This window comes from Cypionkella psychrotolerans, from assembly GCF_001294535.1.
GTDB lineage: Bacteria > Pseudomonadota > Alphaproteobacteria > Rhodobacterales > Rhodobacteraceae > Cypionkella > Cypionkella psychrotolerans.
Genome location: NZ_LGIC01000061.1, coordinates 50,026 through 72,537 on the forward strand (window position 1 = coordinate 50,026; position 22,512 = coordinate 72,537).

The 22,512-nt window shown below is 59.7% G+C and carries 16 protein-coding genes; 6 read left to right on the top strand and 10 right to left on the bottom strand.

Translation table 11 applies throughout. The features are described 5' to 3' along the window. Positions 1-20 precede the first annotated feature (20 nt). The 8 genes from AKV04_RS11520 to AKV04_RS11555 form a co-directional block, all read right to left on the bottom strand. Entirely contained in the window at positions 21-464 is a 444-nt protein-coding gene (locus AKV04_RS11520) for a DUF805 domain-containing protein (protein WP_054006569.1), read from the bottom strand. Positions 465-590: 126 nt separating this feature from the next. Further along, a complete protein-coding gene (locus AKV04_RS11525; RefSeq protein ID WP_054006570.1) occupies positions 591-1,754 on the bottom strand; it encodes a glycosyltransferase family protein in 1,164 nt (387 codons plus the stop codon). Then, a complete protein-coding gene (locus AKV04_RS11530; protein WP_215905429.1) occupies positions 1,736-3,016 on the bottom strand; it encodes a glycosyltransferase in 1,281 nt (426 codons plus the stop codon). Before AKV04_RS11530 ends, AKV04_RS11525 begins: the two co-directional genes overlap by 19 nt. Beyond that, a complete protein-coding gene (locus AKV04_RS11535) occupies positions 3,013-4,224 on the bottom strand; it encodes a glycosyltransferase family protein (RefSeq protein ID WP_054006571.1) in 1,212 nt (403 codons plus the stop codon). Before AKV04_RS11535 ends, AKV04_RS11530 begins: the two co-directional genes overlap by 4 nt. 42 nt (positions 4,225-4,266) lie before the next feature. Next, positions 4,267-5,460: an ABC transporter permease gene (locus tag AKV04_RS11540; RefSeq protein WP_054006572.1), complete on the bottom strand. Its 1,194-nt coding sequence runs from the start codon at positions 5,458-5,460 to the stop codon at positions 4,267-4,269. Next, the gene (locus tag AKV04_RS11545) at positions 5,457-6,455 is read right to left on the bottom strand and encodes an ABC transporter permease (protein WP_054006573.1); all 999 of its coding nucleotides are present in this window, start codon (positions 6,453-6,455) and stop codon (positions 5,457-5,459) included. Before AKV04_RS11545 ends, AKV04_RS11540 begins: the two co-directional genes overlap by 4 nt. A gap of 3 nt (positions 6,456-6,458) precedes the next feature. Beyond that, positions 6,459-8,348, bottom strand: coding sequence for an ABC transporter substrate-binding protein (locus AKV04_RS11550; protein ID WP_054006574.1), 1,890 nt, complete (start codon positions 8,346-8,348; stop codon positions 6,459-6,461). Then, positions 8,345-10,303, bottom strand: a complete 1,959-nt coding sequence (locus tag AKV04_RS11555; RefSeq protein WP_235815621.1) for a dipeptide ABC transporter ATP-binding protein — start codon at positions 10,301-10,303, stop codon at positions 8,345-8,347. Before AKV04_RS11555 ends, AKV04_RS11550 begins: the two co-directional genes overlap by 4 nt. A gap of 234 nt (positions 10,304-10,537) precedes the next feature. Between AKV04_RS11555 and AKV04_RS11560 the strand changes: the two genes are divergently transcribed. The 6 genes from AKV04_RS11560 to AKV04_RS11585 all read left to right on the top strand — a co-directional run bounded on the left by AKV04_RS11560 (position 10,538) and on the right by AKV04_RS11585 (position 19,480). Beyond that, positions 10,538-11,713: a DUF3095 domain-containing protein gene (locus tag AKV04_RS11560; protein WP_054006575.1), complete on the top strand. Its 1,176-nt coding sequence runs from the start codon at positions 10,538-10,540 to the stop codon at positions 11,711-11,713. Between the two features lie 166 nt (positions 11,714-11,879). After that, positions 11,880-14,600: an ABC transporter transmembrane domain-containing protein gene (locus tag AKV04_RS11565; protein WP_202905607.1), complete on the top strand. Its 2,721-nt coding sequence runs from the start codon at positions 11,880-11,882 to the stop codon at positions 14,598-14,600. Positions 14,601-14,673: 73 nt separating this feature from the next. Further along, entirely contained in the window at positions 14,674-15,117 is a 444-nt protein-coding gene (locus AKV04_RS11570) for a Crp/Fnr family transcriptional regulator (protein WP_235815622.1), read from the top strand. A 245-nt stretch (positions 15,118-15,362) separates the two neighbouring features. Continuing rightward, entirely contained in the window at positions 15,363-16,196 is an 834-nt protein-coding gene (locus AKV04_RS11575) for an MBL fold metallo-hydrolase (protein ID WP_054006577.1), read from the top strand. Between the two features lie 155 nt (positions 16,197-16,351). After that, complete coding sequence (locus tag AKV04_RS11580) at positions 16,352-17,716, top strand: adenylate/guanylate cyclase domain-containing protein (RefSeq protein ID WP_215905430.1); 1,365 nt, start codon at positions 16,352-16,354, stop codon at positions 17,714-17,716. A 63-nt stretch (positions 17,717-17,779) separates the two neighbouring features. Further along, positions 17,780-19,480, top strand: coding sequence for an adenylate/guanylate cyclase domain-containing protein (locus tag AKV04_RS11585; RefSeq protein ID WP_082351616.1), 1,701 nt, complete (start codon positions 17,780-17,782; stop codon positions 19,478-19,480). On the opposite strand, the gene AKV04_RS27555 is transcribed toward AKV04_RS11585, so the two are convergent. Both AKV04_RS27555 and AKV04_RS11595 read right to left on the bottom strand, forming a co-directional pair. Further along, positions 19,419-21,092: a metallophosphoesterase family protein gene (locus AKV04_RS27555; RefSeq protein WP_054006579.1), complete on the bottom strand. Its 1,674-nt coding sequence runs from the start codon at positions 21,090-21,092 to the stop codon at positions 19,419-19,421. The two genes, AKV04_RS11585 and AKV04_RS27555, sit on opposite strands and share 62 nt — an antisense overlap. Positions 21,093-21,095: 3 nt before the next feature. Then, positions 21,096-22,424: a nucleotide sugar dehydrogenase gene (locus tag AKV04_RS11595; protein ID WP_235815623.1), complete on the bottom strand. Its 1,329-nt coding sequence runs from the start codon at positions 22,422-22,424 to the stop codon at positions 21,096-21,098. Positions 22,425-22,512 lie beyond the last annotated feature (88 nt).

The window sequence follows — 22,512 nt, forward strand, 5'->3', positions numbered from 1 at the left end:
GGCGACAAGCGCGCGCAAATTCAGGCGAAAATATCAGCGTTATGTTCAACGCCAAGCGGGTCACGGCCAAAGCGATTGGGTCCCACGGTGCCTTTCAATGCATAGAGAACCAAAGTTGCCAAACTGACCAATTTACCAACCACCGGGATGAAGCCGAGCACGACAAATCCAAGATACCACCAACCCGACATATCGCGATCATGTAAGCGGCGGACCGTCACTGCGATGGTTGGAATAATCATAGCCAGAACCACAATGATCAGGGGCACAAAGGGCACAAACGAACGCAAGTTGCCCGCCCTGAAATTGGAGCCCCCACCCAGAGCAAAGCCCAAAGCGCCAAAGGCCAGCAGGATCAAGCCGTAAAACAGCGAAAAATACCAAAACTCCGATCGGGCCGCACGGCCTTGGAATGTTGCATATTTCACAATCAGACTGGTTCTTACAGCGTCCACGAAGCCCATATTTAACCCTCCACGCTTAAACTGTGATCGCGATACGTCCGTGTGACCCTATGTATAGGGGGACGGCGCTCTGGCGCGCAACGAGTATTGAAGTGCCCACAGCACAAGCCCTTGCAAGGGTTGGAATTAGCCGCGCGTGCTATTCTTCACGAAATCCAATAAAATCTCGGCACTGCGCGCGGCACCATCCACGCTGATATGTAGCGCTTGCGCAGGCAGCGGGCGGGCAATTTCGTGTTGGATCGCGGTTGCCAAGGTTTCGGGGGTGAGGGCGGCTTCGGTCAGACTGCGGGTGCGGCCGATCTTTTCCAGCAGCGCCGCACGGTCGGTTTGTTCGGTCTCGCCTGCGGTGGCATAGGGCACCAGCAGGGCGTGGCAGCCGGCCATCAGGATATCGGCGACGGTGTTGTAGCCTGCTTGTGAGACCGAAAGCTTGGCCCCTCGCATCAGGCTGGCGAGATCGGGGCGAAAGCGGGTCAAAGTGACGTTTGCGGGTTGGTTTTTGGTGAGGGCGTCATAATCTGGCTGTGGCAAATTGGGGCCCGTGATGATCAGCCATTTCGCGAGCTCTGGCAGCAGGCGGGCGGCATCGACGGCGGCGGTGATCAGTTGTTTGCCAGCGGCCCCCCCCCCTGCGGAGACCAGCACATCGAACTGCTCGGCGGGCGGCGGCGGTGTCGGCGGGCAGACGAGGCCAGTGTAGGCGATTTTATCGGTGATTTGATCGGCGAGGGTGAAGCTGTCTTCAAGCGCGGCAAAGCTGGGGTCGCCGTGGACCAAGACCAGATCGAAGGCACGGTTGATCAAGGCGACGGTTTCCTCATTACGGCCCGGTTTGACTTTGCGTTGCAGGATGTCGCGGACCGAGCTGACCAAAGTCGGGCGCGGATGGCTGGCGTCAATGGCATCGATCAGCGGCAGCAGCTCAAAGCGGACTTGGCGGCGGCCAAAGGGAAAAGCCTCCGTCAGCACAATGTCTGGCTTGATGGCATGGTAGGCGGCGAGCAGTTGGTCTTTGCGGGCATTTAGATAAGTGGCGTCAGCGGGCTGTCCGCTGGCGGTGAGAAGGCCGGAAAAGTCGCTGTTTGAGACCGCAATCGGCGGCAGTGCGATGTGGGCGATGCCGGGGTCGGGAAAGCCTGCGACCGGCAGGCCGCCGGTGACAAGCGTGACGTTCATCCCCTGATCGATCATGGCGCGGGCGATGCGACTGGCGCGGGCGAGGTGGCCGATGCCCAAAAGGTGCTGGACGTAGAAGAAGACTTTTGTGGTCATGGATTTTTTGGCCATGGCTGGATACCTTCGACGGCGAACAGGGTCATGAGTTGGTTGACGCTATGGTGGTAATCCAACGTTGCACGAACTTGGGCGGCCGCGGCTTGGCCGTACTGGGCGCGCAGGTCGGGTCGGGTGATGGCGGTTTGTAGGGCGGCCGCTAGGGCTTCGGGATTATCCGGCGGGGTGAGCCAGCCGTTTTCGGCGTTGCGAAACAGCTCTGGGATGCCGGAGATATTGGTCGAGAGGCAGGCGAGGCCTTGGCTCGCGGCTTCGACCAGCACGTTCGGCAGTCCGTCACGGTCGCCGTCGGCGGTGATGCGGCAGGCCAGCGCGAACAGATCAGAAGAGCGGTAGGCTGATAACACCTCGGACTGATCGACCGAGCCTTGCCAGTGGATGCGCGAGGTTAGGTTTAGGGTTTCGGCGAGGGCTTGCAAAGTTTCGCGTTCTGGACCGCCGCCAAGATGGGTGAAGCGCCAGTGCAGATTGGCGGGGAGAAGGGCTAGGGCGTGCAGCAGGGTGTCATACCCCTTTTTCCGCACGGCGCGGCCGACGCTGACGATTTGCACTGGATCGGCGGGGTCTGAACCATCACGAACCGCGCGCGTTTCTGTAAAGGACGGGAAGCGATCCAAGTTCAAGCCGTGGTAGCTGAGATGCACGCGGGCCGGGTCGCCCGCCAGAGATTGCAGATGCTTATGGCCCATTTCGGTACAGGTGACGGCCCATTTCGCGCGGTTTAATTTGGCGGAAAGCTCCCAATCCGGTGAGGTCCAGATATCTTTGGCATGGGCGGAGACGGTCCAGCCGACGTGCATAATTTGGGCGGCGTAATCGGCGACCGAGGCCGGGGTGTGGATGAAATGGGCGTGCAGCCATGCGCCATTATGGGGCCATTCGGCAACCAGAACGGCGGCTTGGCCGAGACGGCGGATACGATTTGGGCTGGGGTCGCGCATGAGGTCTTTGAGCCATGCGCGTAAGGTCGGCCAAAAGCCGGGGTGATGGCAGGCACACCAAAAGCCGCGCAACACGCGCCGGGGCTCTTGGTAGAGGTATTCGGGGAGGTAGAGCAGCTCAGCTGCAATCTCAAAATGCACGGCGTGGCGTTTTTTGTCGGTGGGGTGGCGCAATGAGACGATGACGAGATCAAGACCCGCCAGTTCCAGCCCGCGCAATTCTTGTGCGATGAAGGTCTCTGACAGGCGGGGATAGCCTTTGACCACCACCACCAGACGCTTTTGACCCAAGGCGGGGCAGTGGTCTGGCGTCACGTCGCGAATCGCTGCGCGTTGAGGTTTTCGGCGCGCGCGTGCAGGTCTTCGCCGACCAAACGCGCGATGTTGGTTAACCCTTCAAGCTGCAGGCCGGGGACAGCATCAGACGGGTGTGGGCGATGCGGCAGTGCGCGTAGCGCGGCGGCCATACGGGCGGGGTCGGCGGCTTCTTCGGGCAACAGCATCTCGATCATGCCCAACTCTGACGCACGGGTGGCGCGCAGAAGCTGTTCTTCGCGCGGAGTCGTGCGGGGGACGATGAGGGCGGGTTTGTCGAAGGACAGAATCTCGCAATAGGTATTGTAGCCGCCCATCGCGACGACACCTGCGGAGCCTGCGATGAGTTCCTCCATCCGGGTGTCAAACTCGATGACTTCGATTTGAGGGATGGACTGGCCTTTGCGCATAAATTCAGTGCGCTGATCGCCGGGCATATAGGGGCCGAGCACGACAAGCGCCTTTTGTGTCAGGTTTGGATCGTGCAGATAGGCATTCATCACGTTGTCGATGAGGTCAGCCCCGTCGCCACCGCCGCCGGTGGTGACCAGCAGGTAATCACTGTCACGGCGTTGATCGGAAAGCTTTTCTTGCGCCGAGCGGCGTTGCAGGAAGCCGACAAATTCCATCCGGTCGCGCACCGATTGTGGCACGTCCAACCCGGTGAGCGGGTCGTAGAAATCGGGCGGGCCGTAGACCCAGATGTGATCATAGGTGCGATCAATCTTGCCCATCACATCGTTGCGCTTCCATTCGGCATCAAGCAGGCGGGGTGCGTCCATCACCTCGCGCAGACCCAAAATCAGCGTAGTGCCTTTGGATTTCAGGTAGGCGAGGGTTTCCTCGATCTCGCCGCGCAAACCCATCGGTTCTTTGTCGACGATGAAAATATCGGGGGCAAAACTTTCTGCGGTGTGGCGGATGATCGAGCGGCGCATTTTGATGGTGTCATGCACGTCGATATGCTCGGACAGCGAAGAGTATTCGCCATTGCGCAGCTTGATCACCGAGGGGATTTTCACGAAATCGACGCGGGCGCGGTAATCAAACGCACCGGCGATCTGCGAGCCAGAGACGATCAGCACCATCAACCCGCTGTATTCCTGCACCAAGGCATGGGCAATCGTGCGGCAGCGGCGCAGATGGCCAAGCCCGAACGTGTCGTGGCTGTACATCAGAATCCGCGCATTATCCAACGGGTGCTTCATTCAGGTAACCTCGGGTTGGTGCGGTTCATTTGTCGGGACTGGTCATTTGTAAGGATCGGCGGCATCGCGTAGCCCGTCGCCGAGGAAATTGAAAGCGAGGATCACAAGGATCACCGGAATGACTGGGAACATCAGCCATGGGTATAGGGCAATGATATTGACGCTGCGGGCCTCGGTCAGCAGGATGCCCCAGCTGGAAATTGGCGCGCGCAGGCCGATGCCAAGGAAGCTGAGCGCGGTTTCACCCAAGATCATGCCGGGGATGGTCAGCGTGGCCGAGGCGATAAGGTGTGACATGAAACCGGGGATCATGTGGCGGCCAATGATGCGGGCGCTGCCTGCGCCCATCAGCCGGGCGGCCAGCACATAATCTTCTTCGCGCAGGGCTAAGAGTTTAGATCGCACCCCACGGGCGAGGCCTGTCCAGTCCAAGAGGCCAAGGATCACGGTGATGCCGATGTAGACGAGGATCGGGCTCCACGTCACCGGGATGATTGCGGCGAGGGCCATCCACAAGGGGATGGAAGGGATGGATTGCAGCACCTCGATGATGCGCTGGGTGACCGCATCGAACCAGCCGCCGTGATAGCCTGCAAGACCGCCGATCACGATGCCGAGAATGAAGCTCATGGTGACGCCGAAGATGCCGATGGTCAGCGAAATCCGTGCGCCGTAGATGATGCGCGACAGCACATCACGGCCCAAACGGTCGGTTCCCAGCAGGAAAAACTGGCCGCCTTTGGCGGGGCAAACCAGATGGGTGCTGCCGGGGATCAGACCCCAAAAATTGTAATTATCGCCTTCGCAGAAGAACCGGAGTTTTTGGACATCGGCCGGATCGTCGGTGTAGATGCGCTGAAGTGTATCCATATCAAGCACTTGGCTGCGGCCATAGACGAAGGGGCCAACAAATTTGCCATCGTGGTACAGGTGAATGGCTTGCGGCGGGGCAAAGATGAAATCGGTGTTGCGGGCGGCTTGGCTGTAGGGGGCGAGGAATTCGCTGATGAAGATCGAGGCATACATCAGGATAAGGAAGATGCCGCAATAGAGTGCGACTTTGTGCTTGCGAAACTTCCACCACATCAGTTGCAGTTGCGAGGCTTCGGCGAATTTGCTTTGGGCCGAAGCGGCGTTTTCTGCCTCATAGGGATCAAACGGCGCATCCGAGACGTAATGCGTCATCTGCGCACCGGGGGCGGGCAAGGCGGTGGTTTGGTTGGGCAGATCGCTCATTTGCTGCTGCCTTTACCAAGCCGGATGCGGGGGTCAAGAAACGTTAGCGCGATGTCGGAAATCAGCACGCCGATCACGGTCAGGAAGGCCAGAAACATCAGGAACGAGCCTGCCAGATACATATCTTGGCTTTGCAGGGCGCGGATCAGCATCGGCCCGGTGGTTTCCAAGGACAGCACAATGGCGGTGACTTCTGCGCCAGAAATCATCGCGGGCAGGATCGAGCCGATGTCAGAGATGAAGAAGTTCAGCGCCATCCGCAGCGGATATTTCACCAGCACTTTGAACGGATGCAGGCCCTTGGCGCGCGCGGTGACGACATATTGTTTGTGCAATTCGTCCAGCAGGTTGGCACGCAGACGGCGCACCATGGCGGCCGTGCCAGAGGTGCCAATGATCACCACCGGTATCCAGATATGCGACATGATCGACGAGAATTTCGCCATGCTCATCGGCTCGTTCAGGAATTGGCGATCCATCAGATTGCCGATCGACACTCCAAACCAAATGTTGGCGAAATACATCATCACGAGGGCGAGCATGAAGTTGGGCACAGCGATGCCCAGTAGGCCAAGGAAGGTCAGCCCGTAATCGCCCCAACTGTATTGATGGGTTGCCGAATAGATGCCGATGGGAAAGGCGATGATCCAAGTGAACAGGATGGTGACGGTTGACAGCAGCACGGTAAGCCAAAGCCTATCACCGACCACTTCGCTGACCGGCAGGCGGTATTCAAACGAATAGCCGAAATCGCCGTGCAACATGCCGCCGACCCACCAGATATAACGAATGACCTGCGGCTGATCGAAGCCATAGCGCTCGCGCAGCATGTCAATCTCGGCCAGATCGGCGGATTCGCCTAGGGAGCGCAGCTCGGACACATAGCTTTCAAAGTAATCACCCGGTGGCAGTTCGATGATGAAAAACACCAGAACCGAGATCAAGAACAGCGTTGGGATCATCGCAAGCGTGCGCAGTGTGATGTAGCGGATCATGGTTTATTCCCGCGCGTAGTAGAAGGTGTCGGGCAGGTAGGCGCCCAAGAAACTGGTCGGCGTGAAGCCATACAACGCATCTTCTGGCACATTGCGCATCCGGGCCGCGCGCACGATGGGCTGCGGGGCGGAATTGACGGTGCCGATGGAGAACACCTGATCGGCCCAAAGTGTCAGCATCTGCGCCCAGATTGCGGCACGCGCTTCGGTGGTGGTCGTGTTGCGCCACTGTTTCAGCAGATCAATCAGTTGCATCGCGGCGGGCAGATCGGGGGCCGCGCCTGCGGTTTCGCCAGACATATACCAACTGCCCCAGACCGGCCATTGCAACTGGTCGCTGTGGGTGGGGGCAAGTTGATCGGGGGCCATATCGGCGGTGGGCACGCCGTTATCAAGACCTGCCCAAACCGACATTTGCACCTCACCGCCCATCGCGCGGCTGCGGAAGATATCGCGCTGCGAGGCCCGGATATAAAGGGCGATACCCACGTCGCGCATGTGATCGACGATCAGTTCCAGCACATCGGTTTCCAGCGTACTTTCGCCCGCCGTTTCCACCACAATCCCGGCCTGCCTGCCGTCGGGCAGAATACGGATATTGCCGCCGCCGCGTTCGGTCAGGCCCAATTCGTCCAGCAAAGCGTTGGCAAGTTCGGGGTCATATTGCGACCAAGCACTTGCGTATTCTGGGCGGTAAAGCTGGCTTTCCGGCAGCACGGTGTCGGCGCTTTCGCGACCCAAACCGAAGAAATTCACCTTGTTCAATTCGTGCCGATTTATCGCCACCGACAAGGCGCGTCGCATCCGCACGTCTTGGAACAGTTTGCGCCAGACCGGATCTTTGCAGTTCAGGTTGGGAAACAACGAGACGCTGGAGCCTTGCGTGCGCCGCCATAGGGACACTTTCAAAGGGTGCTGTTTTTCCGCCTGTTTCATCAGGGTGTAATCGGGAAAGCTGATGCCGTTGGCTTGCAGATCGCTTTCGCCAGTCGCGGTTTTGGCCGGGATAATGTCAGCCGAGGCGACATCCAGAATGATACGATCAAAATACGGCAGTTGCTGGCCGGTCTGATCGACACGGTGGAAATACGCGTTGCGCTCGAACACGAATTGCTCGGCAGGCGGTGCGGTGCGGGGACGCCAAGCCTCTAGCGTCGGCAAAGCGGGGTTTTCCGGGCGGATTGAGCGCACCATTTTGGCATGCAGACCCTGCCAGTCATCGACGCGGTTATTTTTGATCAGCTCGGCCAGCTTTTCCGGCGTCTGATATTTGGCGTGGAATTGCTTCATATAGGCCTGCGGCACATAGAGGATCAGCGGCAGCGGCGAGGCCAGCTTGGGCAAAAAATCGGGCATCGGGCTGGCGAAAGTGTAGCGCACCGTCACAGGGTCGATCACGCTGAATTCGACGACTTTGCCATTAGCGATCAGATCCACCGGGGGGCCGCCGCGATAGAGATCGGCGTTGTTCATCATATCATCCCAGCAATAGCGGAAGTCTTCCGCCGTGAAGGGGCTGCCATCAGACCAGCGATGGCCTTCGCGCAGATGCAGAGTGAAGACGCGGTCGTCAACCGCCTCAAAACTTTCTAGAATGTCGGAGACAAGTTGTAGGTTAGCGTCATAACCAACAAGCCGGGAATAGCCATAGATCGGGATCAGCCGCACATCGCGCTGACCGCTGACCAGCATCCGCACGCTGCCACCAAGCCGCCCGGTGGTGCGGCCTATCGCAGGCAAATCAATCACGCGTGGGTTGCGCGGCAGGCGCTCAGGCAAAGGCGGCAGGTTACCCATCCGCACGTCGGGCGCGAAGAATGGTGATTCCGCAAAGCCGATGCTGGGCAGAGCGACCGAGCCAAGCAGGGTTAAAGCGGTGCGGCGGGTGATCATGGTTTCAGATCATTTCTATCAGCGGATTTGCGGGCCAAGACGAAATGGCCGCTCCCCAGATCAAGCGGGGCAAGGTCGGCTACCGCATCAGGCTCGGCCCGGAAGGCGGGGGCCCAGTTGGTGCTGGTCAAAGCAGTGTTGCCCTCAAACGTTGCAAAGTTCAGCCGACGGTCCAAGTCTGGATAGGGCACGGCAGCCAGCAAAGCCTTGGTATAGGGATGCACCGGGGCGGTCATAATGGTTTCGCGCGCGGCAATTTCTACAATGCGGCCGGCCCACATCACGGCGACGCGGTCGGCCATGTAATCCACCACGGCGAGGTTGTGCGAGATGAACAGATAGGTCAGGCCCAGATCTTTCTGCAAATCTTTCAACAGGTTGAGGATTTGCGCCTGCACCGATACATCCAGCGCTGACACCGGCTCGTCACAGACAATCAACCCCGGAGCCAAGGCCAAAGCCCGCGCAATGCCGACACGCTGACGCTGCCCGCCTGAAAAGCTATGCGGATAGCGGTGGCGGGCGGATTGACCCAGACCGATGGCCCCGAGCAACGCATCAACGGTTTCGCGGCGCTGAAGCGGGGTGCCACGGCGGTGAATGTCCAAGGGTTCGGACAAGATATTGCCGACGGTCATTCGTGGCGACAGCGACGACACCGGGTCTTGGAACACCATCTGAATCTGCGTGCGCAAGCGTTGCAGATCCTCGCCCTTGGCGGCAAGAACGTCCACCGGGCCAGAGCCATCATCATAGATCACCGAGCCCGCATCGGGAGTGACTGCACGCATCAGTATCTTGCTAACGGTGGTTTTACCGCAACCGCTTTCGCCGACAAGGCCCAGACATTCACCGCGCTTGATATCAAAGCTGACATCATCGACGGCAGGGGCTGGCTTGGCGGATGTGCGAATATCCCAAGCCTGATCGCGGGTCTGATAGGTTTTCGACAAGTTGCGCACCGAAAGCAAGATTTCGGGGGCGCTGGTTTTAGGTGCAGGTTTCGCGCCGCCAATCGCAGTCATCAGCTTGTCGCGGTTGATCTGAATATCGCGCAGCGGGCGCAAACGCTCACCCTGCTTCATACCAAAATGCGGGATCGCGGCCATCAGCCCCTTCAGATAGGGGTGCTGCGGGCGGCGGAAAATATCATCGACCGGCCCGGATTCCATGATGCGGCCTTGATACAGCACCACCACCTCGTCGGTGACGTTGGCGACGACGCCAAGGTCATGGGTGATCAACAGGATCGCCATATTCAGACGCTGTTGAAGATCGCGCAGCAGCGTCAGAATCTGCGCCTGAATCGTCACATCCAGCGCGGTCGTCGGCTCATCCGCGATCAACAACTGCGGGCTGCAAATCAGCGCCATCGCGATCATCGCCCGCTGCCGCATTCCACCAGACAGCTCAAACGGATACATGTCGAACACTTTGCCGGGCTTGGTAAAGCCAACCAGCGACAGCATATCTTCGGACCGCTCGCGCTGTTCTTTGGCCGAGATCGGCTCGTGAATGCGCAACGCTTCGGAAATCTGGTTGCCGATAGTGTGCAGCGCGGAAAACGAGGTCATCGGTTCCTGAAAGATCATGCCGATCTTGCGGCCCCGGACGCTGCGGATCAGGCGGCCATCGCGCGGTAGGCCCAGAAGCTCAACCTTGCCGCCCGGCGCTGCGGGATCGGTCAACAGCACGCGGCCGCTGACCCGTGCAAAATCCGGCTGAAGCCCCATGATGGTCTGGCCCAGCACCGATTTGCCCGAACCCGACTCGCCAACCAAAGCGGTAATCTTGCCGGGCAGCACCCGCAGCCCCACACCTTTCAGCGCATCGACTTGGCCAGTTGCCAGCGGGAAGGACACTTTCACATCCTCTACCCGCAGCAAATCCATGCCGATGCCAAGTTCTTGTCGTGTCATCCGGTCTGACCCATTCCGTCCTGTGGCGTGGATCATGCTGGATCCGGTTGCTTGGCAAAGCCATTGCATGCGAGAGTTCTCGCGAATTGCAATCAAAATACAGCGTCCGGTGTTGAAATCGGCTCCGTCAGCTCTGAAATGATCAGACCGTGGCAGCTTTGCCGCCCCTCGCCCAACCCCGATGCAAGCCACACGAAGCCGTGTGACCGCGCAGAGAAAATGTGCGTTTATGGCACCTGCATCCTGTAAAAATCATGCTAGGTTGCTGCGATGACCGATCAGAGCGCCTCCGTTTTCCTGTCAGATCTGCCCGTCTTTGCCGAGTTTGAAGATGTGGCCAATCTGACACGCTACCGACCGCTGCCCGAAGGCTGGGCCCTGGCGGTGGCTGATGTTGTGTCCTCGACCGAGGCGATTGCGCGCGGCAAGTATAAATCCGTCAACATGGCCGGAGCCTCGGTGATCACGGCCGTATTGAATGTGCTAGAGGGCAGTGATTATCCGTTCGTCTTTGGCGGCGACGGTGCGGTGATCGCAGTGCCGCCGAAAGGCATTGCCGCGGCCAGCGTGGCGCTGGCGGCTGTGGCGCGCTGGATCGAGGATGATCTGGACCTGAACATGCGCACCGCCCTAGTGACGCTGGCCGAGGTGCGCGCGGCGGGCCATGATGTGCGGATCGCGCGGTTTCAGGCCAGCCCCGAGATGACCTTCGCGATGTTCGCAGGCGGTGGGGCGGCTTGGGCCGAAGCGCAGATGAAACTGGGGCGTTTTGCCGTGCCGATGGCCGAACCCGGCAGTAGACCCGATCTGACCGGGCTATCCTGCCGCTGGAACCCCGTCGCGTCGCGCAACGGTCAGATCGTGTCGATCATCGCGGTGCCCAGCCCAACCGCCCGCCCCGACGCCTTCCGGACGCTGGTGGCCAGCGTGGTGTCGGTGGCCAATAAAGCGGGCGGTTTGGGCAATCCGCTACCGCCCGAAGGCCCGGTGCCACACCTGACATTGGGTGGTGTCACGTCTGAGACCAACGCCCGCGCCCCGCGCGGCAAACGCATGATGGCGCGGATCAAAGTGATGGTGGCGATCTCTATGACCGTGCTGCTCTACCGCACCAATCTGACGCTCGGCGGCTTCAATGCCCGCGACTATGTGCGGCAAATGACCCGCAACACTGACTTTCGCAAATTTGACGATGGCTTGAAAATGACGATTGATATCAATGCCGCCGGGCTGGCTGAAATCGAAGCGCTGCTTGATGCGGCGGCTGCCTCAGGCATCTGCCAATTCGGCCTGCACAAGCAAGACCAGGCACTGGTGACCTGCATCGTGCCGTCGCTGCGGGCGCATGATCACATGCACTTCATTGACGGCGCAGCGGGCGGCTATGCGCAGGCCGCAGCCCAGATGAAGGCCAAAGCAGCATTGCAACCAGCCGGGGCGCAATGATAAACGTCTTGCCTCACAACTGGGCTTGGCGTTGAGTGGCGAGCACGACAGCTTTTTGACAGCGCTCTGCTTGACCCTGACGCCCTTTCTGCTTGGCACGACATGACCCTTTGCACCTTAGGTTTTTCATCAAGGCGCCGACCGATCTGTGGAGGGCTTTAACGCCATGCTGGACCCCAATATCTCGCGCTACATCTGGACCCACACCAAACGCCAACAGCTTTGGGTGCTGGCGGTCGTAGCGCTCTCAATGATCCCGTATTTCCTGTCGCTCAATCTGCCAAAGCAGATCGTGAATGGACCAATTCAGGGCGATGGCTTTGCCGATCCCGCAGCCACCCAGACCTTCATGCAGATCGCGTTTGATCTGCCGATCTTTGGCCATGTGACGCTGTTTGACGGCATCCAACTCGACCGCTTGAACACCCTGTTCGCGCTCAGCGGGGTGTTTTTGCTGCTGGTCGTGGTGAACGGTCTCTTTAAATATTACATCAACACCTACAAAGGTCGTCTGGGCGAACGCCTGCTGCGCCGCATCCGCTTCACACTGGTTGATCACATCCTGCGGTTTCCGCCCGCGACCTTCAAACGCCTGAAGGCCGCCGAAATCTCCAGCATGGTGAAGGACGAGGTCGAACCGCTTGGCGGCTTTACCGGCGACGCCTTTGTCGCCCCTGCCCTGCTCGGCGGACAGGCGATCATGGCACTGGCCTTCATCTTCGTGCAAAGCATTCCGCTGGGGCTGATCACCGCCGCGCTGGTCGGGGTGCAGGCCTTCATCATCCCCCGGATGCGCCGCAGATTGTTGGTGCTAGGGCGCGAGCGGCAATTGACCGCGCGCGAACTCGCCGGTCGTGTCAGCGAGATCGTTGACGGCATCCACACCATCCATTCCTACGACACTTCAAACTTTGAGCGCGCCGATATCTCGTCGCGGCTGGGCCAGATCTACAAAATCCGCTTCGACATTTATCAATGGAAGTTTTTGGTGAAATTCATCAACAACTTCCTCGCCTCGGTGACGCCGTTCCTGTTCTACAGCATCGGCGGTTATCTGGCGCTGCAAGGCCAGTTGGATATCGGGCAACTGGTGGCGGTGATCGGGGCTTATAAAGACCTTCCCGGCCCGCTGAAGGAATTGATCGACTGGGATCAGAACCGCCAAGACGTGCAGATCAAATACAATCAGGTGATCGGACAGTTCGCGGTGGATGGTCTGTTGGAACCCGAGATTCAGGCGGTATCGGCGGAACGTGCCGAGGGTAAAATGGGCGGCCCCCTCGCGGCGGTCAATCTGGGCGTGACCGACGATACCGGCGCCGTCGGGCTGGATCGTGTCAACTTTTCGCTGCAGCCCGGTGAAACCGTTGCCATCATCGGCAACGCCGGATCCGGCGCTGATATCATGGCCGAGGCCTTGGCACGCATCGTCTGGCCGACGCAGGGCCAGATCAATGCTGGCAGCGCTGATCTGCACAGCCTGCCCGAATCAATCAGCGGCCGCTCAATCACCTATGCGGGCACCGATGCCTATTTCTTCTTCGGAACCGTGCGCGACAACCTGCTTTACGGGCTGAAACACGCCCCGATCACTGACCGCGTGATCGAAGGTGCAGCCCTGACGCGACGTCAATGGGAGCGGCGTGAGGCTGTTTGGGCCGGCAACCCCGAGTTCGATATTCACTCCGACTGGATCGACTTTGAACATCAGGGGGCGGCGGATCAGGCGGCTCTGATGCCGTCGGTCTATGCTGCACTGGATGCCGTGGCGCTGACCCGCGACATGTTCGATCTTGCGTTGCGGTCCCACGTCAATCTGGCCGAGCATGGCGATCTTGCCGCCAAAACCGTCGAAATGCGTCGGGTGCTGCGCGATGCGTTGACCAAAGCCGATCTGAACGGGCTGATCGAACCGTTTGAACCCGGTACCTATAATACCGAAGCGACGGTGATCGAAAACCTGCTGTTCGGCAATGCCCGCACGCCCGAATTGATGGCGGGTGCAATCATCAACAACCCATATTTCTTAAGCGTTCTGAAACAGCTCGGATTGGCTGACACCCTGTTCAGCATGGGCACCGAAATTGCCCGCAACGCCATCGAACTGTTCAGCGACTTGCCGCCGGATCATCCGTTCTTCCAACAGCTGACCTTCATGAAATCAGACGATATTCCCGTCTACGCCATGCTTCTGAAAAAAATGGATAAAAACTCTTCCAACATCACCGACAGCGACCGCACGATGATGATCCGCCTCAGCTTTGACTACATCGAGCCGCGGCATCGTTTTGGTCTGCTCTCGTCCGAGTTGATGGCGCAGATCGTGGCGTTCAGAACGGCTTTCAACGAAGGCCTTCCGGCCAACCTGAAAGACGCGATCGAGTTTTACGATCCCGAGCAATACATGGTTTCCGGCACCTTGCTCGACAACATGCTGTGTGGCCGCATCAGCCAGAAATATCGCGACGGCGTTGAACGCATCTATGCGGTGGCAGGCGGGGTGCTGCGCGAATTGGGCATCTATGATACGCTGCTGTCGATTGGGCTCGACTTCCACATCGGCGCAGGCGGCAAGCGGCTGACCTCAGTGCAGCGACAGAAACTCGCCTTGGCACGGGCGTTGATCCGGCGGTCGGATTACTATCTGTTCAACCGCCCGCTGTCGGCGCTGGATACCCGGACGCAAGAACAGGTGCTGATCGCCGCGCTGAAATATCTGCGCAAAGAGGGCCGTACGCCCGCCGTGGCTTGGGTGATCTCGAATGCGAAGTTTGCGCAGTTGTTTGATCGGGTGGCAGTTTTTGAGCGTGGCAGACTGGTCGAAGACGGCTCTCATGCAGAACTTTTACAAAAGAATGGTATCTTCAAGGAACTGATGTCGGCATAGTCTAAGGGCTTGGCCTATCCAGCGGTTGCATAAGTGGGAAGGTGACGACGTGCTCTTGAATGACGAAGTCAAAATGCTGAAGCAGGTTCCACTGTTTGCCGGGGTGTCTCCGGCAAAGCTGAAACTGCTAGCCTTCACATCAGAGCGGGTGTCCTACCGCGCCGGCGAGGTGTTGTTTCACCAAGGCGACGCAGGCGATGCGGCGTTTGTGCTGCTGGCTGGCCGTGCCGATGTAATCGTTGATGGCCCAACCGGGCCTATCAAAGTGGCTGACCTTGAAGAGAATGCTATCGTTGGCGAAATCGCCATCCTGTGTGACGTGGCCCGCACCGCGACGATCAAAGCCGCAACCCCGGTTGAGGCCTTGCGAATCAGCAAGGACAACTTTTTCAAACTGATGTCCGACTTTCCGGAAATGACCATTGAAGTGGTGCGCGTGCTGGCAAATCGTCTCAGCCAAACCACGGTAGAGCTGTCTGAGGCGCGCAGCCGGGTCGCCGCCCTCTCCAAGCGCTGATTAAAGCCCAAGTCAGGCGCGGGAAATGTCATGCTTTGGACAAAACCGCCCAGCATTCTGCACCCAAGCAGGCTTTTCTTTTCGACCTGCCCTGCAATCGGGCCTCGCATCTTGTCGCGATGCTTCCTATCCTTCTGTATATCAGCGATCTGGGGAAGTCTGATCTTGGCGATGCGCGGCAATGAAAAAGCTTCTGGCCTGTTCCCACGGTACGGCAGCAGGCGGCTTTCGGGCGGGTCCGGCACATGACCGCGCAGCCGAAATTTCAGCTGAAGCTTTGGGGCGCACGCGGCGGCCTCCCCGTCAGCGGCCCACAGTTTCAGAAGTTTGGTGGCAACACGACCTGCATCGAAATGCGCTGCGGCGAGCATGTGATCATGTTCGATGCGGGCAGCGGGGCCTTGGCGGCTGGGCAGGCCCTCGCCGCTGAAGGCTGCAAGGAACTCACCCTCTACTTCACTCACACCCATTACGACCATGTCTGCGGCCTGCCATTCTTCAAGCCGATGTATTGCGGCCAGTCACAGCTCAAGATGTGGTCTGGCCATATGGGGCCTGCGATGACCACCCGGCAGATGCTGTCGGAATTCATGCGCAAGCCGTTCTTCCCCATTGGGCCCGACTATTGCAGCGCCGGGATTGATGCGCGGGATTTCAGCGCGGGCGATGTGCTGACCCCCTACCCCGGCGTGACGATCCGCACCGGGATGCTTAATCATCCCGGCAATGCCGTGGGGTATCGGGTAGAATTTGGCGGTCGCTCGATTGCCATCATCACCGATACCGAACACGAACCCGGCACTTTGGACCCCAATGTTTTGCGCTTGATCGACAAGGTCGATTTGTTTCTCTACGACGCCACTTTCTTGGATGAAGAAATGGCGACCTTCAAAGGCTTTGGCCATTCATCGTGGCAGCAGGCGGTGCGGCTAGCGCAGGCGGCGGGCGCCAAGCAGGTCGGCTTCATTCATCACAGCTTCAACCGCACCGATGCTGAGTTGACCGCGATTGAGCGCGCCGCGAAACGCCAGTTCCCGGGCGCGTTCTGTGGGCGGGATCTTCAGGTTATTGAGGTTTGAAACCCCGCAGGGCGATGGCAGCTAACCATTTCCGCACACTGGCTCTGCTAGTAGAAATGTCGCTTTTTTGTGACGCGAAAACCAGCTAAGAGCAACGTCTTTCCAAGATCATACTTCCCAGATCAGACGGCCAATGCGGAAAGAAGGAAAGTATCGTGCCCTACATTCCCGCCTCTCTCCGTGATTTTGTCGTCTATATCTGGACCGGCGACCCGCATGGCGAAGCCGTCCCCGCCCGCGTCATGGCCGAAATTGACCGCCGTGAGACCGCAGCCGAGCAGACAATCAGCTGGGCGCAGTTGAGCATCGTCGGATTCCTGACCCTGCTGTATTGGATAGCGCCCCGCGCCGAGGGCACTGCGGGCGAAAATTTCGTGCCGATGACACTGGCCGCCTATCTTGTGTTCACCCTGTTTCGGGTGTTTCTGTCGTATCGGATGGTGCTGCCCGGCTGGTATCTGATGCTGTCGATGGTGGTCGATGTCAGCCTGCTGTGCGGCATGATCTTTTCGTTTCACATTCAGTATCAGCAGCCGCCCGCCTTTTATCTCAAATCGCCGACGATGATTTATCTGTTCTTTTTCATCGCTTTGCGCGCACTGCGCTTTGATCCTCGCTATGTTTTCATGTCGGGGTTGATCGCGGCATCGGGGTGGGTGCTGATGGTGCTTTACGCACTGACCTATGACATGAACAACATGCATGTCACCCGCAACTATGTTGAATATCTGACCTCGAACACCATCCTGATCGGCGCCGAAATTGACAAGGTGATCACGATACTGGGGGTCACCCTGATTCTGACCTTCGCCTTGTTTCGGGCGCGTTCTGTGTTGTTTGATGCCATTCAAAGCCATGCCGCTGCCGAGGATCTCAGTCAGTTCTTCGCGCCGGAAGTGGCCGATCTGATCACCCAATCCGCTGAAATGCCCGGTGCTGGCCAAGGCGAGGTCCGCGCGGCTGCCATCATGTTTGTAGATGTCCGCGGCTTTACGAAAACTGCGCTGACGCTGCCGCCGGAAACGGTGATGCGGATTTTGGCGCATTACCAGCAGATCACCCTGACCGAAATTGAGCAGCACAACGGCCAGATCGACAAGTTCATGGGCGACGGTATCTTGGTGACATTCGGGGCAGTCCAGCCGGGCGAAACCTATGCGGCAGATGCCTTACGCGCGGCCTCGGCGGTGATTGCCGCACTGGATGCGCGGCAAGATGATTTCGTGGCACTGGGCTGGCCGGGGCGCTTTGCCACCGGTGTTGCGGTGGCGTCTGGCGATGTGACCGTGGGGATTGTCGGCTCGCAAGGCCGCTATGAGTTCACAGTGATCGGCCATGCCGTCAATCTGGCGTCGAAACTGGAAAGCGCCAACAAAGCCCAGCGCACGCGGGCTTTGACCGACGCCAGCACCCACAGCCGCGCCGAGGCACAGGGCTATGTCAATCCCGGTGTATTGCGGCGCGATGGCGAAGGTGTGGCCGGGCTTGCGGCTCCCGTTGATCTTGTGGTTCTTGCCTAGGATGCAAACCTTTTGCCGCTCCATCTTCCCAGCTGATCCGGCGCAAGCGTGTCGAGCGCTGACATGAACAAAGTTGCGCAATCGCCACGCAGAGTGGCGCGGCGGTTGTGGCGACGTTCTCGGCCAAGCGTCGCACAGCTGCGGTTGTGGTCCGGGCTGGTGCTGTTTGCTTTTGCCACCACCCATTTGCTCAATCATGCGCTCGGGCTGGTTTCACTTGAGGCGATGCAGGCAGGGCAAGACCTGCGCCTGTTCATAACCCGCAGCCTGATCGGAACGCTGGTGCTCTGCCTCGCCGCTTTAGTGCATATGGGCTTGGGTATCGCGCATTTCGTGCGCCTGCAGACATGGCGCATCGGCACCCGAGGCGTGGTGCAGCTTCTGTTTGGGCTGATGATCCCGATCCTGCTGATCCGGCATGTGCTTGGCACCCGTGGCGCGCATGAGCTGTTTGGCGTCACCGATAATTACACCTATGCCCTCTGGGCGATGTGGCCGGGCGAGGGTGTTCGACTGGCGCTGTTGGTGGCACTGGTTTGGATACATGGCTGTATTGGCATCCACATGTGGCTGTCGCCAAAGCCGTGGTATCGCCGCAACCTTTGGGCGATGAATGCACTGGCCGTACTGATCCCGTCACTGTCTTATGCGGGCTATGTCTCGGCGGGGCGGATACTTCAGTTGCGCGGCGGAGTCTCCAGTCCGTTCAACGCCGCGCAATACGCTGAGATGCAACAGAATTTTCTGCTAGGTTCCTACTGCTACTTTGCGATATTGGCGGCGGCGGTCGCGGGCTGGGTGCTGCTGCAGATGGGCAACAAAATGGGCGCGCGTATTCGGGTGCGCTATACCTTTGGCCCAACGATTTCAGCAGCGCGCGGGCTTTCGGTGCTGGAAATCAGCCAGATGAACCGCATCCCGCATGCCTCTGTCTGCGGCGGGCGGGCGCGTTGCTCGACTTGCCGGGTGCGGGTGCTGGAAGGGCTGGATCAGCTGCCCCCGGCATCGCTGACCGAGCTGCAGGTGCTGCGCCGCGTCGGTGCGCCTGCGAATGTCCGTCTGGCGTGCCAGTTGCGCCCGACCGCTGACCTTACCATCTCAACCCTGCTGCCCGCCAATCTCGATCCCGGTCAGTCCAACGGTTTTGACAAGTACCACTGGGGCATTGAAAGCGAGGTCACGCTGCTGTTCTGCGACCTGCGCGGCTTTACCAAAATGTCCGAAGGGCGCTTGTCTTTCGATGTTGTGTTCGTGCTGAACCAGTTTCTTGGCCGCATGGCCGAAGCGATCGAAGACAGTGGCGGTTTTGTCGACAAGTTCATGGGCGATGGCATCATGGCGATCTTCGGGATGGAGACGACGCCTGCTGAGGGCGCGCGCCAGGCCATTGCCGCCGCCCGCGCCATGGGCGGCGTGCTGGACAGTTTGAATCAAAGCCTGCACGAAGAACTCCGCGTGCCGCTGTCGATGGGCATCGGCATCCATTCCGGCCCCGCCATTCTGGGCCGCATCGGTGCCGCACATCGCACCGAGGCCGTCGCCCGCCTGACCGCCTTGGGTGAGACGGTGAACATCGCCAGCCGATTGGAACAAAAGACCAAGGATCTGAGCGTGCAAGTGGCAGTTTCAGCCTATGCGCTGGCGCTGTCAGGACTTGAGGCGACCGAAAAAACCCTGCCGCGAACCGTGGATATTCGCGGCCTCAGCCAGCCGTTGGATATCGTAGTGGCCGCCCGCGCGACAAGTCTGCCGCAACCGGAATAATTGCGCTATCGTCTGCGTCCATGCGATCCAGTGACACCTGCAACACCGCCAGAAATCGCTGCAAAAACCCACGCGCACCTTGGTGCGGATCAGCGTTTTCATCGCCAAACTCCACCGCAAGCGCACGGCACAGTGCCAACCTGTCCGCCGCAATCCAATGCGCAGCCAGTGGCCCCGCCACTTTGATCAGGTAAGCATCGGCGATCAAATCGGCTAACGGCCAGGCGCTCATCTCCACAAGATCCAGCCCATGCCGCCGCGCAAACTCCGCACCATCCCCCCCGGCCAATTCGACCAGAAACCCCGCATCCTTACCCGCCGCCAACGCCCGCACCGCAACCGGCCAATCCTGCACCAACCGCCGCTCCAGCACATTGGCCCGCCGTTGCGCCGCCAGCATCGACCCCAACGGCAGCGCCTCACGTTGCCCCTCCGCCCGATAAATTGCCGAAATGCCACTCTCAGGCGGCACATCCTCCAGCGAGATCGTCTCGGCACGCACCACGTCGACGCTGGCATGAACGATCTTGAACGCCGGAGGAAAAGCCCCCAGCGACGGCAGCGCCAGATCGGTGAGCCGGCCACCCTCCGTGCGCGTGGTGGCATTAACATGCATATGCCCCCCGATATGCCAGCGCAGCCCGGTGGCGATCAACGCTTGCGCCACCTGCGGGCCGGGGGTACGCCGCACAATCGCGGTTTCACCAAACAACGCCCGCTCTGATCCCGCCGCATCCTGAAACGGATCCAGCACCGGATAATGCGAGACGCTGACCAGCACCTTACCCAGCGCGTTCGCTCGCGCAGTCACATCACCGATCCAATCCAGCAAGAACGGCTTGACCCGAAGCACCGCGTTCCACCCGGCATCCGACGGCCCAATGAACGCCTTCTTCCGAGTCGCATCGGGCCGCCCCGCGCGCGGCTCGAACACATTGGCGTCGATCATCAACAACCACAGCCCCGGCTCTGGCTCCACCAGATAAGACGCATCCATCAGCCGCTGCGTCACCGAACCATCGGCGGAAACCGCCTCATACATCCGCGCCTCAGGCCGATCATCCAGCCCAAACGGGCTTTCCCAGTGCAGATATTCCGGCTGGCGAAACAGCCCAAACCGCGCCATCGGCAGCAGCGCCGCAGGCTGCCCGCCGCAGCGCATTGCAGGCGTCACAATCGCCCCGACCTCCGCCTGTTCCGCATCGCTCGTCACCATCACCGTCTGCCCCGGTGCGCTGACAAACCGTGTCGTCACATTCTTGCCATGCGGGCCATACAGATCATGGTTGCCGGGAATGACATAAAACCGCAGCCCATGCCGATGCTCAACCCCCTGCAGCACTTCAACCAAGCGGCGAATATTCTCCGCCTGCCCGTCGTCGGAATAATCCCCAGCCAGAACCACATGCCGCACCCCGGCAGCGGCGATCTTCTCCAGCGCGGCGCTCAGTGCCCCTGCCGTTTCATTGAACGCCCGAGCCGCGATCCGCGTATCTGCCCAACTGCGCAGCGCAAGCCGCGCGCCCTGCACCACAATCCCCGCCCCGCCGAAATCGCCGCCCGGATCGTGGAAATGCACGTCCGCCAGCACCGCAACCGCATGGGGTGCCATTCCTCAGGCCTTCACCACATGATCCGCCGCAATGCCATTCCGCGCGAACACGTTGCGGGTGTCGATGATCAACCGCGACCATTGCGCCAGTCCGGCATAGTCCAACCCATCATGGTCCGTCGCAACCAGCACCGCATCAAATCCGCCGACCGTGGCCTCGTCAAACCCCACCGATTTCCGCCCCTTCAACGCGCCATAGGCCCGCGTCTTGGGAATCTCGGCCACGAACGGATCATGATAAGACGCCCGCCCACCGCGCTCCTCGATCAATTCGATCAGCTTCAGCGACGGGCTTTCGCGAATATCCGGCACATTTTTCTTATAGGCCAGCCCAATGACCAGCACCTTCGAACGACTCAAAGCCAGCCCCAACCGCTGATCCAACGCCTCGGCCAGACGCGACACCACATGCCGCGGCATCCCCGAGTTGATCTCTCCCGCCAATTCGATAAACCGGGTGGGAATGTCATATTCCCGCGCTTTCCACGTCAGATAAAACGGGTCAATCGGGATGCAATGCCCGCCCAAACCGGGGCCGGGATAGAACGGCATGTAGCCGAACGGCTTTGTCTTTGCCGCCTCGATCACTTCCCAAACATCAACGCCCATCGCCTCGTAGATTACCTTCAGCTCATTCACCAAGGCGATATTCACCGCACGAAAAACGTTTTCAGTCAGCTTCACCGCCTCGGCAGTGGCGGTCGAAGAAACCGGAACCACGGTTTTCACCACCGCGCCATAGAAAGCCGCCACCAACTGCCCCGCGTCAACCCCATCGCCCGCCACCACCTTGGGAATGGTCGAGGTATCAAACGCGCGGTTGCCCGGATCTTCACGTTCCGGCGAAAACCCAAGGTAGAAATCCTGACCCGAAACCAGCCCGCCCGCCTCAAGAATACGCTTCACCGGGCCATCCGTCGTCCCCGGATAAGTGGTGGATTCCAGCACAATCACCTGCCCCCGGCGCAACGTCTTGGCGATGTCGTCACAGGTCCGGGTGATGAAAGACAAATCCGGCTCGCGGTGCCGCGTCAACGGCGTCGGCACGCAGATCACGATCACATCGCACAAACCAAGCCCGGCGAAATCCGCCGTCGCTGTGAACCGCCCAGCCGCAACTTCGCTTGCCAGCACCGCATCCGGCACCGCCTCGATATAGCTTTTGCGGGCTTCAACGGCGGTGATTTTACCGGGGTCGGTATCAAACCCGGTCACCCGAAACCCCGCCCGCGCGGTGGTGATCGCCAGCGGCAGGCCGACGTAACCCAGACCGATTACCCCAACACGGGCGGCTCGGCTGGCGATATTTTCAAGAAGATCGGATAAGGGCACAGTCACTCCGCCACAGCTGAGGGTCATCTGGAAATGGGCCAGTTTGCCAATGCTGTCAAGGTTAGCGGCGGTGCCGGGGCGGGGGCGG

Excerpts from the sequence above, each read along its gene's own strand:
- AKV04_RS11570 (WP_235815622.1), top strand. The coding sequence starts at position 14,674 with ATGCTGAAGCAGGTTCCACTGTTTGCCGGGGTGTCTCCGGCAAAGCTG.
- AKV04_RS11585 (WP_082351616.1), top strand. The coding sequence starts at position 17,780 with ATGAACAAAGTTGCGCAATCGCCACGCAGAGTGGCGCGGCGGTTGTGG.
- AKV04_RS11545 (WP_054006573.1), bottom strand. The coding sequence starts at position 6,455 with ATGATCCGCTACATCACACTGCGCACGCTTGCGATGATCCCAACGCTG.
- AKV04_RS11550 (WP_054006574.1), bottom strand. The coding sequence starts at position 8,348 with ATGATCACCCGCCGCACCGCTTTAACCCTGCTTGGCTCGGTCGCTCTG.
- AKV04_RS11575 (WP_054006577.1), top strand. The coding sequence starts at position 15,363 with ATGACCGCGCAGCCGAAATTTCAGCTGAAGCTTTGGGGCGCACGCGGC.
- AKV04_RS11560 (WP_054006575.1), top strand. The coding sequence starts at position 10,538 with ATGACCGATCAGAGCGCCTCCGTTTTCCTGTCAGATCTGCCCGTCTTT.
- AKV04_RS11535 (WP_054006571.1), bottom strand. The coding sequence starts at position 4,224 with ATGAAGCACCCGTTGGATAATGCGCGGATTCTGATGTACAGCCACGAC.
- AKV04_RS11565 (WP_202905607.1), top strand. The coding sequence starts at position 11,880 with ATGCTGGACCCCAATATCTCGCGCTACATCTGGACCCACACCAAACGC.
- AKV04_RS11520 (WP_054006569.1), bottom strand. The coding sequence starts at position 464 with ATGGGCTTCGTGGACGCTGTAAGAACCAGTCTGATTGTGAAATATGCA.
- AKV04_RS11540 (WP_054006572.1), bottom strand. The coding sequence starts at position 5,460 with ATGAGCGATCTGCCCAACCAAACCACCGCCTTGCCCGCCCCCGGTGCG.
- AKV04_RS27555 (WP_054006579.1), bottom strand. The coding sequence starts at position 21,092 with ATGGCACCCCATGCGGTTGCGGTGCTGGCGGACGTGCATTTCCACGAT.
- AKV04_RS11555 (WP_235815621.1), bottom strand. The coding sequence starts at position 10,303 with ATGATCCACGCCACAGGACGGAATGGGTCAGACCGGATGACACGACAA.
- AKV04_RS11525 (WP_054006570.1), bottom strand. The coding sequence starts at position 1,754 with ATGGCCAAAAAATCCATGACCACAAAAGTCTTCTTCTACGTCCAGCAC.